This window comes from Leptospirales bacterium (genome assembly GCA_019694655.1).
In the GTDB taxonomy this organism is placed as follows: Bacteria; Spirochaetota; Leptospiria; order Leptospirales; family Leptonemataceae; genus SSF53.
This window is the reverse complement of sequence record JAIBBN010000009.1, coordinates 1-14,340: the sequence shown is the minus strand read 5'-3', so window position 1 is coordinate 14,340 and position 14,340 is coordinate 1. Positions and strand designations below refer to the sequence as shown.

Here is a 14,340-nt window from a genome sequence, read left to right as displayed (position 1 = left end):
TACATATGTGTAATTACAGCGACTTGAAAGGCCGCTGCCGGGACTCCTGCTATGATTTACAATGCCAGCTCTGAAAAAAGCCCGGAGAGCCTGATGCGCGTTCGATTTCAGGACTGTGATCCCTTTGGCCATCTGAACAACGCCCGCTATGCCGAGTATTTTTTTGACGCTCGCGAAGACCATCTGCGCGAGAGCTACGATCTGGATCTTTATGCGATGGCCGCCGAGCAACGCAGGGGCTGGCTGGTACGGCACACCGAGACGGCCTTTCTGCGCCCCGCCTTGCAAAATGAAATGCTGCGCATCGTCACGCGTCTGGTCGATTGTGGCGATGCTTCCATTTCCGTGGAGGGTTTAATGCTCGATCGCGGCGGCCGCGACCTCAAAGCGGTGCTGCGCGTTGATTTTACACACGTAGATCTGGATCGCAATCGACCGGCGCGCCACAGCCAGGAGCTGCGCCAGTTTTTTCAGGCCATACTCTACACGGAAGCGTCGGACATCGAAACTCAATTTGCCGAACGACTGCAGACGCTGCGCAAGCAAGTGCGCAGCGGAAAATTCGAGCGCATTGATTTTCAGCGAGGGGCGGCTTGAAGGCCCGCGTCGCGACGCGCAGCCAGGCGCAAAGCGCCTCGCGGCGGTTGCCGCTACGCAAACAGCTGATCCAGGATGGCCTCAGTTGCTTGAATCTGAACCTGCAGCGCGCAGCGCGCGGCGTCGCGGCGCACTTCGATCGGGCGCTGGCGCCGGCAGGCTTGAGTTCCAATCGCTTTTCAGTGCTGATGGCGCTGGGCGCGGCGGATTACTTCACGCTCCGCAATCTGGCGCAGACCCTGGCGCTGGACCGCACCACGTTGATACGAAACCTACTGCCCTTGCAGGAACTGGGTCTGGTGGAAGACCTGGCGCCGGGCCTGCGCAAGGAGCGACGCATTGCCCTTTCCGAAGGCGGGCGGCGCAGCCTGGAACGCAGCTATCCTTTGTGGCTGGAGGCGCACCGCCAGATGCAAGAACTCCTGGGCGGGGAAAGCTATCGCCAACTGTTGCGCAAGTTGCGCAAGGTTGCAGCACAAGCCGGCGACGCAAGCCGCCGCCGACAGTCAGCGGCGACCGCCCCGTAGTACTACCTGGCGCGGAGCGATACGCCAGCCGACGGTTTCGGCTTGCAAGCGGCAGGCAGCGCCGCGTCTTTCAGACATGCAGTCCTCCGCCCGTTTGATCCTGGATGGCAACGAAGCCTGCGCGCGCGTCGCTTACTTCCTGAACGATGTCATTGCCATCTATCCGATTACGCCGGCCTCGCCGATGGGCGAATATGCCGATGCCTGGTCGGCGGAGGGCAAGCGCAACTATGCCGGGCTGAGTCCGCAGATCGTGGAACTGCAGAGCGAGGGCGGCGCTGCCGGCGCCCTACACGGATCGCTGCAGAGCGGCGCGCTCTCCACAACCTTCACCGCATCACAGGGCCTGCTGTTGATGATACCTAATATGTACAAAATAGCGGGCGAACTTACGCCGGCGGTGATTCATGTTGCCTCGCGAGCGCTGGCGACGCACGCCCTTTCCATCTTTGGCGATCACAGCGATGTCATGGCGGCGCGCGGCGCAGGCTGGGGCATGCTCTTTGCCGCCACCGTGCAGGAAGCCCAGGATTTTGCCTTCATCGCTCAGATGGCTTCGCTGCGCAGTCGCTTGCCCTTCCTGCATGTCTTTGATGGCTTTCGTACTTCGCACGAGATTCGCGCCATTGTCGAACTTTCAGAGGCTGAAATGCTCGATTTGCTGGATCGCGATGCCATTGAGGCCTTTCGGCAGCGCGCCCTGCGACCGGAGGCGCCGCTACTGCGCGGGTCGGCCCAGAATCCCGATGTCTTTTTTCAATCTCGCGAGCGCGCCAATCTGGAATACGATGCCGCTTCGAAGATCGTGCGCCAGTGCATGCAGGAATTTGGCAATCGCACCGGTCGTCGCTACGACATCTTCGAATACCACGGTCATCCCCAGGCCGACCGCGTTGTTGTCCTGATGGGTTCGGGCGCGCCAACGATGCGCGCCACTGTCGATCGACTGAATGCCGAGGGACAGCGGCTGGGCGTGCTGAGCGTTCGCCTCTTTCGGCCTCTGGATCAAGCGGCGCTGATTGCCGCTTTGCCAGCAAGCGTTCAGGCCATCGCCGTCCTTGACCGCTGCAAGGAGCCCGGCGCGGCCGGCGAGCCGCTCTACCAGGATTTGCTGGCGGCGCTGGCCCGAGAAAGAGCGGGCCAAACAAGTCCGCAAATCGTCGGCGGACGCTACGGCCTGGGCTCCCGTGAATTTACGCCAGCCATGGGCCGCGCCATATTTGAGATGCTACAACAGCCTGCGATCAAGCGATCCTTTACCGTAGGCATCCGGGACGACATCAGCGGCCTGAGCCTGGACTACGATGCGAACTGGAACCTGGAGCTGCCGCAGTCGTTCCGGGGCATGTTTTTCGGTCTGGGCGCCGATGGCACGGTGGGCGCCAACAAGAGCTCAATCAAGATTCTGGGCGACGCCACCGATCTGCAGGTGCAGGGCTACTTTGTTTATGATTCCAAAAAGTCAGGTTCTTCAACTATTTCACACCTGCGGGCATCGCCGCAGCCAATCGATACGGCCTGCCTGATTGAGAAGGCCAACTTCATCGCCTGCCATCACTTTCCATTGCTGGTTCGCTACGATGTTCTGTCCGCCGCCGAAGAGGGCGCCATTTTTCTGGTCAATGCGCCCTGCACTGCCGAGGAACTCTGGCAACGCCTGCCGCTTGCCGTGCAACATCAAATCCTGGATAAGAAACTGAAGCTCTACTCGGTCAATGCCAGCGCCATTGCCCGCGAGCTGGGCCTGGGTTCGCGCATCAACACTATCATGCAGGCCGCCTTCTTCCAACTCAGCGGGCTCTTGCCGATGGAGCAGGCCATGGCCGCCATGCGCCATTCCGTGGAAAAGACCTACGGAAAGCGCGGAGATGTCGTCGTCCAAAAAAACCTGGCGGCGCTCGATCGCGCCCTCGCCGCGCTGCAGATGGCGCCAATTGGCGCGCCCGCCTCCGTTGCCGAGGGCGCCACTCTGGAAGAGGATCGGCCGGCTTTTGTACGACAGTTTACCGAAGCCTTGCTGGCCGGCCGCGGCGAGCAGTTGCCGGTGAGCGCCATGCCGCTGGATGGCACATTTCCAACCGCTACGGCGCGCTATGAAAAACGCCGCATTGCCCAGGAATTGCCGGTGTGGGACGAGAAGGTCTGCATCCAGTGCGGCAAGTGTACGCTGGTCTGTCCGCACAGCGTCATTCGGATGAAGGCTTATGAAGCGACGGAGCTTGCTGCGGCGCCGCCTGGCTTTAAGAGCGCACCGGCGCGGGTGCGCGATTGGTCCTCGCGTCAGCTGACCATTCAGGTGGCGCCCGAGGATTGCACCAGCTGCACGCTCTGCGTTGAGGTCTGTCCGGCGCGCAACAAAGAACGCAGCGGTCAAAAGGCGCTCTACATGCAGCCGGCGGAGCCAATCGTCGAAGCCGAGCAAAGATCGTGGGACTTTTTTCTCTCGCTGCCAGAGCTGCCGCGCGATCAGGTGCGCCACGACCAGGTCAAGGGCTCGCAGTTTCTGCAGCCCTTGTTTGAATTTTCGGGGGCCTGCGCTGGCTGCGGCGAAACGCCCTACATCAAGCTGGCCACTCAACTCTTTGGCGATCGCATGATCGTTGCCAACGCCACCGGTTGCTCTTCTATCTATGGAGGAAACCTGCCGACGACGCCGTGGAGCAAGAACGCCGCCGGCCGCGGTCCAGCCTGGTCCAATTCGCTATTTGAGGACAATGCCGAATTTGGTCTGGGCATGCGCCTGGCAATCAACCAGCGCCGGCGCCAGGCGATGCAGCGACTGCAAGAACTGCGCGCCAGCGTCGGCGAGGGCCTGGCCGATGCCATTCTAAAGGCCGAAGAACTTGAGGAACCCGAAGTATTTGAGCAGCGCCAGCGCGTAACAGAGCTGAAGCGCATCCTGCAGGGTTTGGACATGCCCCAGGCGCGGGCCCTGCTGGCTGAGGCTGACAACCTCTGCCGCCAGAGCGTCTGGATCATTGGCGGCGACGGCTGGGGCTATGACATCGGCTATGGCGGACTGGACCATGTGCTTGCTTCGGGTCAGGATGTGAATGTGCTCTTGCTTGATACGGAGGTCTATTCCAACACCGGCGGTCAAACCTCCAAGGCGACGCCGCTGGGCGCCGTGGCCAAATTTTCGGCATCGGGCAAGGAGGCGCCCAAGAAGGATCTGGCGCTGCTGGCCATGGAGTACGGCCGCGTCTATGTGGCTCGCGTGGCGATGGGCGCCGACGATTCGCAGACCGTGCGCGCTTTTGCCGAAGCGGAGCGCTACCGCGGGCCCTCGCTGATTATCGCCTACAGTCATTGCATTGCGCACGGCTACGATCTCAAGCGCGGACTCAGCCAGCAGCGACTGGCTGTGGAAAGCGGCTACTGGCCGCTCTTTCGCTACCATCCGGAAAAGACCGGCCCGGAACGCATGCAACTGGACAGCAAGGCGCCCTCTATTCGACTGCGCGACTATATGTACAATGAAATGCGATTTGCTATGTTACTACGAAGTAATCCAACCCGCGCACGCAGCCTGCTGAAGCTGGCCGAGGAACAGCTACAGCAGCAATGGCGAAAGTACGAAGCGCTGGCGGACTCCGCTGCGCGCCTGTCCGTGGAGGAACGTCATGGTTGATTTACGATCCAGATATCTTGGACTTGAACTGAAGAACCCGCTGGTAGCTTCGGCATCGCCGCTGTCCAGATCGCTGGATAGCGTACGGCGCCTGGAGGACGCCGGCGTTGCTGCGCTGGTGATGTACTCGCTGTTTGAGGAACAGATCAATCACGAGAAGCACGAGCTGGATCATTTCCTGAGTCATGGCGCAGAGAGCTTTGCCGAAGCGCTCTCCTACTTTCCGGAGCCGGCGGAGTACGCCAACCTGGACGCCGAGGAATATCTGGAGCAACTGCAGCAACTGAAACAATCGCTCTCCATTCCGGTCATTGCCAGCCTGAATGGCGTCTCCGCCGGCGGCTGGATCAAATATGCGCAACGCATGCAGGAAGCCGGCGCCGATGCGATCGAGCTGAATGTTTTCTATATTCCGGCGGATCTTGATCAAAAGGGCGCGGATGTTGAAGCGATGTATATCGAAGATGTGGCGGCGGTTCGCAGCTGCGTCAGCATCCCGGTAGCAATCAAGCTATCGCCTTACTTCAGCGCCTTTGGCAACATGGCCCGTCGGCTGGTCGAGGCCGGCGCCAGCGGCTTGACCTTGTTCAATCGCTTTTACCAGCCAGACATTGACCTCGATTGCCTGGAGGTGACGCCGCACCTGACGCTTTCCACGCAATTTGAAAATCGCCTGCCCCTGCAATGGATCGCTATCCTTCGCGGTCGCGTGACCGCCAGCCTTGCGGCAACCAGCGGAGTACACGACTGGCAGGATACGCTCAAATTGTTGCTGGTTGGCGCCGATGCCGTCATGATGGCCAGCGCGCTCTTGCGCCACGGTCCGGCGCGCGCCGCAGAAACTTTGCAGGGCTTGCAGCAATGGATGGAAGAGCGCGAGTATGAATCAGTGGAGCAATTGAAGGGAAGCATGAGCTACCAGCATGTGGCGGAGCCGGCGGCCTTTGAACGCGCCAACTACATGCGCATGCTGCACAGCGCCTGGTATTTGCCGGAATCGGCCGGTTAGTATATGATTCGGAGAGTGAAAGCTCCGTTGAAACTCACTCCATCTCGTCGATGTCAAACGGAACGGGGCGACGCAGGTAGCTTGCACATTGCGGGCCGTAGGCCGTGTTTCTGTAGACTGCGCAGCTCCAGAAATCGATCGAATGCGGCAAATTGCGGCGCGCCTTTGCAATGTCGCGCGTTAACATCATACCGGCCGATAGCGATTGCTCAGGCATCGGTCGGGCGCAGCGCTGCGCCGCGAAGTGTAGAGCCCACAGCTGGACTGTCTCGACATAGATTGACCAGGGTCGGCGCTGTCCTTCCTCTCCGGCGTCTCGAGGGCCAAACGACAGTGCAAAACTGGTGCACCCGCCGCCCTGCCACGCCCACTATTTCAGCTTATCTCGAGTCCTCAATTTCAAGTAACATTCTGGTGGCCGGACCGAGTTTCTCAATGAGCAGGTCGACTACCCGTTTTTCACGAATAGATTCAAGAAAGTCTTCCTTCAGGCAAGAGTTGATGTCCGAGTCGGCACGCAAAGTCAACAGTTCGAGCGCCTCAAGCGCTACTTCCAATTCTTCCTTATGCCCGTCGCCACCCTTTGCTAAGCGACAAACATAATCAGCAAACGCTCCCATTGCGACGCTCGGGAGCTTGAATGCATCCGTCCTGTGCATCGTGTATTCCTCCGATTTTTTGAATGCCGGCGCATTTAAAGCCAGGAGGTTAGGTATTTTTGAATATTCCGGGTCGCGGATCTCAAATTCCATAGGAAACACCACTAACGGCCGCTCAATGCATTTTGCAAATCGATCAACAAGCTCCGCAAAATTGCTGCATCATTATGCGTCAGGCTTTCTTCCTGAAATATTCTGAGCAATTGCCTTTGGCGGTCGTAAAGTTTGGTTAGATGAGTGCCCTCGAGTCGGTACGCATCCATCGTGCTCCCGCTGCCAATTCTTGCCCTTTCCCGATATAGCGCATTGACCGCGTCTCTAAGTCGTCCGATCGAAACATTTCTCAGTAGTTGCGTACGTGCACTCTCAATTTGCTGAATCTCTGACTGACGCCAAAACAACTACCGCGCGAGCACTGCCGAGACCAAGAAATGCCGCCAATCCTGGAGCATATGTCACAATAGTGGCGCTTGTCCATTGGCCTATGGTGGCGAACGCGCCGTTCGCTGCTATTGCTATTTCTGGGCAGGCAAATATGCAGATCGTAGCTGCTCCACAGCCTGCTCCAGCGTAAAGCCTCAGCCTCGCTTCCATGCGACCATTTTGAACTTGCGCAGCCACCGCTTCATGCTCTCCATCCGCAAGACGACCGAACTCAGCATCAGCCTCTGCGTACGAGGATGGCGCTCGCTTGATCAGCGAAGACTCAGCGAACCGTCTGCGCGAGAAGCTGGAAAGCTTCGGAACTGGACCGGAGGCGGACCTGCGTCGGGACGCCTACATCCATAACACGATGATCGAGGGCTCTACGAACTTCCAGCTGTCCGTGGAGCTGGCTCGTATTGCCATATGTAGCGGGGAAAGCCTATGGCGCTATTGTTCGCGGCGTGCTCCGCAAGGCAGCAGCTACTCCTTCGGCAATGTCCGGGGCTGCAGCCAATACGCTTGAAGAATCTGCGGCGCGCGCCGCCGCAATGCGATCGGGCGCCGCAAATTCCGAGAATGCGCTCATTTCCGAACTCCGGGGAGCGCCGCCCACCGGCAGACCGCCGGTCCCCAGTGGAAGCACACCGCGGCCAACGCCGCCGCAGCCCGCGAACATTCCAAATCCGCTGGACTACATTCCGATCAGACGCACAGTGGAAGGTGTTCCGCTAACCGTCCGACCTTCTGCGGGCGCGCCTGATTTATTGCATACTGTTGACGCCCCGCCAGGATTTACAATCTGGGGACGTGGCAACAAAGTCCAGGGGGAACTGGCGGAGGCGGTCACTGGCGGGCGGGGAACGCTGCCGTGGAACCATGAGGTGGATCGACTTGAAAATCGAGTGGTAACTTCCGTTAAGTCGATTGACTTAAATCGTACAACTATCCGGGAGGGGAACAAACTTTCCAATCTGGTAAATCGTTATATCGATGATATCGCGGACTTTGAATTCTCCACCAGAGAGCCCCTGATTAGGAGGGGCGCGGATTTTGATTCCGCGGCGCTTGAAATTGTGGTCCCGCGCGGAACTTTGAGCAATGCTCCTGGAGGACGGGAATTCATGCAAATTATGGTTCAGCGTGCACGGGATCGCGGCGTCGCTCTGAGGTTTTTTGAGGTGCCATAGTGAAAGTCGATAGAGCAGCTGTAACAGTATTTAAGGGAAGGATCGGCATCAAGGCGGAGTATCGTACGACGGCAGGATATGGCGTCGCGGGGCCGTCGACTTTGGTTGCCGATGTTGAGGAGGTCAATGAATATGGCCGCGGTTTGCTTGCGGCTTTTGAAGACAGCGCAGCAAACGCCAACAGGTATCCCGGAGATTGGAGAACTGAAACGCCGCTTTTCAAACAGCTCAAGGCCCGCTCCGAGATGCAAATGCTCAAGGAGGGAATAAATTTAGCGGCCGATAGAAGAGATAGGATCGTAAGGTTCAGGAGCGCGAAGCCTCATCCGAAATATGGCGCCATTGGTACCAGACACGATCCGGACTATGAGGTAGTCTACAATGATGAAAGGCAGCTCGGCCTGCTACTCCTCAAAGCGCTGATCATCACCCGGGACAATGCCGGCGCAAGATTTCGGCGAATGTATGAATATCTGAATGAAATACTGGCGGAGGCGGAGTCGACCGGCCAGTGAAGTAGCAGGTCACTGCGCGGCGCGTAAATGGCGCGTCCACGGCGCGTAGCCGGGAAAGCCTGCGCTGCAGCATCCGCGACGACTACCGGGAAAAGCGTTCGCAAATTCGTACGCTACGGCCAGAGTATCTGGCGGAGTCAGTCGGAGCGGTCGCGGGGAATTAGAAGGAGATTGTGTTAAGCTTCGACCATCAGCGGCCCAACCTCACCGGCCTTGCAGGACCGGCAGTCGGTCTGCTGCCTGCGGCAGCGCGCGATTCCATTATTCGCACAGAGAAGCGATGAAGATCGGCGATGGCGCGGTGCCAGACTTCACTCCGCGGCAGGGATGCGCAGCATTGCAAGCGCGAGCGCCGCAAGACCCGCAGGCGAGATTACCGGGGCCGAGAGCGCTGTACCAGACATGACTGTCTTACCTGAAATCTCCGCCTGCGGGGCCGAAGCGAGAGCGGAGTGCGCAGCAGCCCGGCGCCGCTGGCCGAGCGCTAAGCGAGGCCAGGAAGCTGTATAAATCACAAGCATCGAGCGGCGGCCGCCCTGAGCATGACCGGCGCAACGCGCCGCCGGAAGCGAGACCCTGGCTCGCTTCCGGGAGGAAGGCCAGAACGATAGTCTGGCCTGAAATCAGCGCGCAAGAGTCGCCTGCTCGCACGCGACCATGGAGGTCGCGTGTGCAGGCGCAATTGGAGCTGGACCTGCTGCGCGAGTTGCAGAGTGCCGGCGCCAGCGATGAAAGGCTGCGCCATGCATCGCAGGTTTTTCACCAAGGGGAGAATTTTACAGTCTGGGACTCTCTCGGAATACAGGAGCTCGATTGGTGGTCGGAATTTGTTACGGCACGCGCAAGTTGTCCCGAAAGTACCAAATTCGAAGTGCTGGGGTGTTATCGCTACACTTCCCAGGCGGCGAATCAGTATATGCAGGAAAAGGTCATGGAACGCCTGCGAGAGCGTCTCGAAACCGTGGCACCGGACGACCGCGAAGCCTTTTTAATCGGCGCTATGCAATCCGGCCCCGTGCAGGCGCAAGGCGCTCTATTTCTGCGGAATGCCTTGCTGGAGTTGCTTCCTGCGGTTAGCGTTGCCGCCAGGAGCGCACGGGCGGCTTCCATTGCTTCGAGGGCCTCAAGAATTGAGCGTACTGCGGCGGCAGGTGGGATTGCCGCGGAAGAAGCGGCTGCCGCCGGTCGCGCCGCAAATCGCTAGTCCGCCCTCGGCGGACTAGCGACATCATCAGGCCCATCGGCTTCATCGAGCATTCCCGCGAATTCGGAGTACGCAACATCCGCGCCCGCCAATGTTGAAAGGCCTTGCTCGGCTGTGCGACCAACGCAGACCCAGAACAATTTTCGGCAAACCCTTGGTCCCAGTCCGTATCGGGCTGGCCGCTCGCAGAGTCACCACATCCTTACGCGTGCGGATTTCGATTCGGCCGCTGGAAAGAAATTGCGTCAACTCGGCATTGGCCCAAATGATGGCTCGATAAATGGCGTGCATTTGCCTCTGACAGCTGCGGACCGGATTGCGCAATTTCCGAATACTACGCTTCACAATGACTCCCACACCAACGCTTATCGCGACTATGTACGACGAGCAATCCTTGACCCGACTGTGAATACCCGTGAAAAGGCCATTCAAGTTCTGGCCGGCCTCCGACGCGAGTTGAACACCGGACGATTGAGGTTGAACCGTCAGTGACTCAGGAGATCAAAATTCTGCAGTCGGACTACGGCACGGCTTACCCACAGATCAGGTACGATTTGCCGGCTAACCAGAAGCAGGACTGGCTGCTGATTGGGAGAATGTGCACCCGCGAAGTTCCAGCAGACGATGCGCATCTGAACGCAGTTCAGATTCACTTAGATTTTCTGGGCATCGAAGCGGATATACTGTCGCTAACTGCGGCGCATTTGCTGTCCGAACGTGCGAAGGCGGTGCTTGACAACATGCACTTCAAAAAGCGCTGGTTCAGGTGGACAGTGAGCAGAAAGCCATTCTATCTCTTGCTGGTCGACTCGTACTGCGACCTACTTGACCCGAAGCAGTCCACGTTTGATTATTTTGATGACGGTGGCATTGCGGGGGTTGCACAAATTGCATTGAAGCCAAAGGCTAAGCCGAACGCCGACATTTTCAAGATTCCAGAGCTCCCCATGGATATCTTCTGCACGGCAACCGCGCAGGACGCTATTCGCGCCGCGGGGCTGATTGGATTCAAGTTCATTGACCTGGGAGATTTACACAACTGGCAAGCTTGGTGAGCGAAGCGGTGCGCTGCCCAGGGCGAGCCCGGTCGAAAGCGTTTGTGATTGGGGACAGTCCCGGCAGACCAGACAGCAAGGTTCCGCATCAAAACTAACTCTTGGCTGTGGTAGCGAGGATTGAATCGTACGGCCCGCCTACCGCGTCGCCATCTCCTCGATTCGCTTCTGATTGAGCAGCGAATGCAGGAATCGTTTGACGTACAGCTTGTCTTCTTCCGGCAGCCGGGCCGCCTGCTGAAATAGTTCCAGGAACTCGCGGTCCTCAAAATTGGCGCGGGCGCCGTTGGCGGTTTCGCCGTTGATCAGATAGTCGCTGGTGACACCCAGAGCGGCGGCTATCCGGTTGGCGTTCTCTGCCGAGGGTTGCGAGACGCCCTTTTAGTAGCGACCGATCTGGTTATAGGCCGGCCTCAGCGCGCTCCACCGCCGCGTTTTTGCCTTGATCGATTCCACCGGCGCCCCCTGACTCTGACCACAACTGGCGACGGCGTCGCTGCTTTTCAACAGACGGGTGTCGCGCGGCAGAAGCCACGGCCAGGCGCCTGCTGGCGGACGTGCGCAAGAAGAAGCGCCCGGCCGCAAAAAAGCTGACTGGGGCGGAGCGGCCGGGGATCGGCCGGCCTCCTCAGCTGCTGCGCTTCGAGACCGCCACAGAGCGGCCGATGCAGGCGACCCGCAGGGCCGGGCCGGCCCTGCTCAGGGAGGCGCTCTGGAAGGTCGAGGCCCTGCGAAAAGAGCTGCGCGGAATGGGGAAGGAGGAGAATCAGTGAATCGGCTGGAGTAATGTTCTCTTGAAGGTCCGAGAGGCTATGCGTATCATTGAGGAAGATGGATGGCGTCTTGTGGCTACAGCTGGCAGTCACCGGCAATTCAAGCATCCGGATAAAAAGGGGCGAGTTACGGTGGCCGGAAAGCCATCCGATGATCTGCATCCAAAGACTCTTAACAGCATATTGAAGCAGGCTGGTTTACGATGAAGTACGTAGTCATTATTGAACGGGGAGAGAACAACCTGAGCGCTTACGTCCCGGACCTTCCGGGTTGCGTTGCCACCGGTGACAATGAAGAGGACCTCCTGCATCTCATGAAGGAAGCGATCGAACTGCACCTTCGCGGGATGCGTGAAGATGGCGATGCAATTCCGCAGCCCTCAGCTTCCGCCGCATATGTGAATGTCTGATCAAACAAACATCGGCGACGCACGCTCCGCCCACCCCCGCCCGCAGCGCGCCGCGACCGCAGGGAGCGCCGCATTAATTCGCGCCCCCATTTTGAAGGAAAAGCGGAAGCTGATGTAAGCGGGACTTCCAGGGGCTCTTGCAGACTCGCGTTGCGCGGTCCCGGCAATTCCGAATACTATGTGAATCCATAGCAACGCTTGCGGCAGGGACCGCGCCCGCGCGGCGCGCGCAAGGCCGCAGCGGGGCCGGCCACAGCGCGCCAGAACGTTCGATTTTTTCCTTGATCGATTCCACCGGCGCCGCGCAACTCTGCAGTGCCGGCGCCTTATAGCGTCACTGCTCTTTAACAGACGCATGTCGCGGGACCTTTGTTCACGCGGCATGTCCAACTTGAGGGAGAACGACTTCGGCGCAGAATCGCACTGCGTCCCTGATATTGCTTCGTCGCCGGGACGCTGGTGCTTGTGGATGCCCGCACCGACGGCGTTGAGTACCACAACGGCCGCTGGTTCAAGGAGATCCAGGAGATTATTCCCGGCGACATTGTCCTCTCCTACAATGAGTCCACACAGGCTGTGGAGCCAAAGCGAGTCGTCCAGACCTTTGTGCGCCAGACGGACCGCATCTACCATGTCCGCTACAGCAACGGCGCTGAATTTGAGACTACATTCAATCACGAGTTCTATGTAAAAGACGCGGGCTGGGTGCAGGCGAAGCAGCTGCGCGCTGGCGATGTGAGTCTTCTGGCCAATGGCGGCGAGCGGATGATTGCCGGCGTAAACGGCGAGGCCCGCTACGAAACAGTCTACAACTTCGAGGTCCAGGATAACCACAGCTACTTCGTGGGGCGTGATGCGGTGCTGGTGCATAATCTGGCGTACAGTCTCTCGCAAATGCATTGCAATTCAGAGGGTCGACTTTGTATGACTGCAGTATTCAGCTCGCACGGGCCGCCGTTCATGGATTTGGGTAGCCATCAGGGGCTTCGGCGCCTGCCTGGGAATTCCGATGGCAATACTGAGATCTGGACAGACGGTATACGGACGATTGTTATGTACGGTCCGCCGGACAATAAGACCGTAATCTCAGCTCCGGACGCAAATGGATCGATGATTATCTCTTATCATACAGGCGTCGGCGGATTGACGGAATCAAGGCCCTATGCAATTCAGATGGGCGGGCAGTTCTATCAGGCAACGGATAATAGTGGTTTGAATTTTGTGTGTTATGATTGTGGCGGCGGCGCATCCCAGCAAATAACCTTCGCTGAGGGAACGGACTATACTGTCACAACCACGTACGGCGATGGCTCGCGGGCGATCGAACGGCGCGCCGACGGCAAAACGGCAATGCAGATGCAGATAACAGCGGACGGTTATGCTTCGCAGATTGCACTGTTTGAAGATGGAGTCATGCGAACCCGAATTGATCGCCCGGACCCAAGCACAACCGCAGCGATCACATATAAATACCTCAACGGAACAAATTACTACCAGATTTCGACAGCGCTTCCGACCGGAGTTTGCCACCCGATTCAGGGATGCGTGAGCGGCGCAAACGTTCTTTCGACGCAGAGCGGTTTCTATCGCAGCAATGGCGCCTTTCACGGCGGTATTGACGTCGGCTTCGAAGGTACATATCATGCTATGTTGCCCGGGACCGTAACTGGCGTAGGCCAGGGTACGACCTGGAATATAGATGGTGAGGAGCGCGGAATCTGGCTTGGAACTGACGGCAAATACTACTATACTGGTGATGCAAAAACGGACATAGAGTATGTGCCCAGAACCGAGAAGGAGCGAGAACTAATGGCGGCAATTCCGCGTGATCAAATGAGTCGCGCCGGCACTTACATGAACGTTGCCTCGCAAATAGGCGGGCGGACATACACAATTACCTACGCACACATGCAGCCGAACTTCGAGGTGGGCGAAGTGGTTGCGCCTGGCGCGGAGCTGGGGCAAATTGGAGAAACCGGCCGGGCAACGGGGCCGCACGCACACATATCCGTACGGATTCCGCGTGCTTCCCTGCCGCCGGGAATACCGGAGCAATATAAAAATGGAGAAGGAGAATCTGTTTTGATTGATCCAATGTATTTCTTTACTTACATTGCGCCCCGAGGAGCAGGCAGATGAGGTGTATCGCTAACCTTCATGTCTGACGATAATATCGACAGATGGAGGAAACCGGAGATGAAAAAGGAAAGACTCACGACCAAAGACGCGGCCGCTAAACTTGCTCACAGGCGGCTCAGTGTACTGCAGCTTGCGGAGGCGCTCGGAAATATCACGGAGGCTTGCAAGCGAAGCGGCATGGACCGCAACAGTTTCTACGAGTGGAAGC

At 58.4% G+C, this 14,340-nt stretch carries 15 protein-coding genes; 13 read left to right on the top strand and 2 right to left on the bottom strand.

The annotated features are described in order from the left end of the window. Window positions 1-51 precede the first annotated feature (51 nt). From K1X75_12575 to K1X75_12560, 4 genes are all read left to right on the top strand, one after another. Window positions 52-597, top strand: a complete 546-nt coding sequence (locus K1X75_12575; GenBank protein ID MBX7058893.1) for an acyl-CoA thioesterase — start codon at window positions 52-54, stop codon at window positions 595-597. Beyond that, window positions 594-1,124: a MarR family winged helix-turn-helix transcriptional regulator gene (locus K1X75_12570; GenBank protein ID MBX7058892.1), complete on the top strand. Its 531-nt coding sequence runs from the start codon at window positions 594-596 to the stop codon at window positions 1,122-1,124. The genes K1X75_12575 and K1X75_12570 overlap by 4 nt, the downstream gene beginning before the upstream one ends. A gap of 76 nt (window positions 1,125-1,200) precedes the next feature. Further along, window positions 1,201-4,755, top strand: a complete 3,555-nt coding sequence (gene nifJ / locus K1X75_12565) for a pyruvate:ferredoxin (flavodoxin) oxidoreductase (protein ID MBX7058891.1) — start codon at window positions 1,201-1,203, stop codon at window positions 4,753-4,755. Next, complete coding sequence (locus K1X75_12560) at window positions 4,748-5,764, top strand: dihydroorotate dehydrogenase-like protein (protein ID MBX7058890.1); 1,017 nt, start codon at window positions 4,748-4,750, stop codon at window positions 5,762-5,764. The genes nifJ and K1X75_12560 overlap by 8 nt, the downstream gene beginning before the upstream one ends. Before the next feature lie 34 nt (window positions 5,765-5,798). Here K1X75_12560 and K1X75_12555 read toward each other — a convergent pair whose 3' ends face one another. Both K1X75_12555 and K1X75_12550 read right to left on the bottom strand, forming a co-directional pair. Then, window positions 5,799-5,981, bottom strand: coding sequence for a hypothetical protein (locus tag K1X75_12555; protein MBX7058889.1), 183 nt, complete (start codon window positions 5,979-5,981; stop codon window positions 5,799-5,801). 163 nt (window positions 5,982-6,144) lie between these two features. After that, window positions 6,145-6,516 carry a hypothetical protein gene (locus K1X75_12550; GenBank protein MBX7058888.1) on the bottom strand — a complete coding sequence of 124 codons (372 nt, stop codon included), beginning with the start codon at window positions 6,514-6,516 and terminating at the stop codon, window positions 6,145-6,147. Between the two features lie 827 nt (window positions 6,517-7,343). Between K1X75_12550 and K1X75_12545 the strand changes: the two genes are divergently transcribed. From K1X75_12545 to K1X75_12505, 9 genes are all read left to right on the top strand, one after another. After that, window positions 7,344-8,036 carry a hypothetical protein gene (locus K1X75_12545; protein ID MBX7058887.1) on the top strand — a complete coding sequence of 231 codons (693 nt, stop codon included), beginning with the start codon at window positions 7,344-7,346 and terminating at the stop codon, window positions 8,034-8,036. Beyond that, entirely contained in the window at window positions 8,036-8,551 is a 516-nt protein-coding gene (locus tag K1X75_12540) for a hypothetical protein (protein MBX7058886.1), read from the top strand. The genes K1X75_12545 and K1X75_12540 overlap by 1 nt, the downstream gene beginning before the upstream one ends. A 670-nt stretch (window positions 8,552-9,221) precedes the next feature. Beyond that, window positions 9,222-9,755 (top strand): hypothetical protein, encoded by a 534-nt coding sequence (locus tag K1X75_12535; protein MBX7058885.1) that lies wholly within the window; start codon window positions 9,222-9,224, stop codon window positions 9,753-9,755. Between the two features lie 114 nt (window positions 9,756-9,869). Continuing rightward, a complete protein-coding gene (locus K1X75_12530; protein MBX7058884.1) occupies window positions 9,870-10,247 on the top strand; it encodes an AHH domain-containing protein in 378 nt (125 codons plus the stop codon). Further along, entirely contained in the window at window positions 10,244-10,810 is a 567-nt protein-coding gene (locus K1X75_12525) for a hypothetical protein (GenBank protein MBX7058883.1), read from the top strand. Before K1X75_12530 ends, K1X75_12525 begins: the two co-directional genes overlap by 4 nt. Before the next feature lie 557 nt (window positions 10,811-11,367). Next, window positions 11,368-11,583 carry a hypothetical protein gene (locus K1X75_12520; GenBank protein ID MBX7058882.1) on the top strand — a complete coding sequence of 72 codons (216 nt, stop codon included), beginning with the start codon at window positions 11,368-11,370 and terminating at the stop codon, window positions 11,581-11,583. A gap of 21 nt (window positions 11,584-11,604) precedes the next feature. Next, window positions 11,605-11,790 carry a type II toxin-antitoxin system HicA family toxin gene (locus K1X75_12515; GenBank protein MBX7058881.1) on the top strand — a complete coding sequence of 62 codons (186 nt, stop codon included), beginning with the start codon at window positions 11,605-11,607 and terminating at the stop codon, window positions 11,788-11,790. Beyond that, on the top strand, window positions 11,787-11,993 hold the full coding sequence (locus tag K1X75_12510) for a type II toxin-antitoxin system HicB family antitoxin (GenBank protein MBX7058880.1): 207 nt from the start codon (window positions 11,787-11,789) through the stop codon (window positions 11,991-11,993). The genes K1X75_12515 and K1X75_12510 overlap by 4 nt, the downstream gene beginning before the upstream one ends. A 465-nt stretch (window positions 11,994-12,458) precedes the next feature. Then, on the top strand, window positions 12,459-14,132 hold the full coding sequence (locus K1X75_12505; GenBank protein ID MBX7058879.1) for a peptidoglycan DD-metalloendopeptidase family protein: 1,674 nt from the start codon (window positions 12,459-12,461) through the stop codon (window positions 14,130-14,132). The last annotated feature ends 208 nt before the right edge of the window (window positions 14,133-14,340 follow it).

Excerpts from the sequence above, each read along its gene's own strand:
- K1X75_12575 (MBX7058893.1), top strand. The coding sequence starts at position 52 with ATGATTTACAATGCCAGCTCTGAAAAAAGCCCGGAGAGCCTGATGCGC.
- nifJ (MBX7058891.1), top strand. The coding sequence starts at position 1,201 with ATGCAGTCCTCCGCCCGTTTGATCCTGGATGGCAACGAAGCCTGCGCG.
- K1X75_12560 (MBX7058890.1), top strand. The coding sequence starts at position 4,748 with ATGGTTGATTTACGATCCAGATATCTTGGACTTGAACTGAAGAACCCG.
- K1X75_12555 (MBX7058889.1), bottom strand. The coding sequence starts at position 5,981 with ATGCCTGAGCAATCGCTATCGGCCGGTATGATGTTAACGCGCGACATT.
- K1X75_12550 (MBX7058888.1), bottom strand. The coding sequence starts at position 6,516 with ATGGAATTTGAGATCCGCGACCCGGAATATTCAAAAATACCTAACCTC.
- K1X75_12545 (MBX7058887.1), top strand. The coding sequence starts at position 7,344 with ATGTCCGGGGCTGCAGCCAATACGCTTGAAGAATCTGCGGCGCGCGCC.
- K1X75_12510 (MBX7058880.1), top strand. The coding sequence starts at position 11,787 with ATGAAGTACGTAGTCATTATTGAACGGGGAGAGAACAACCTGAGCGCT.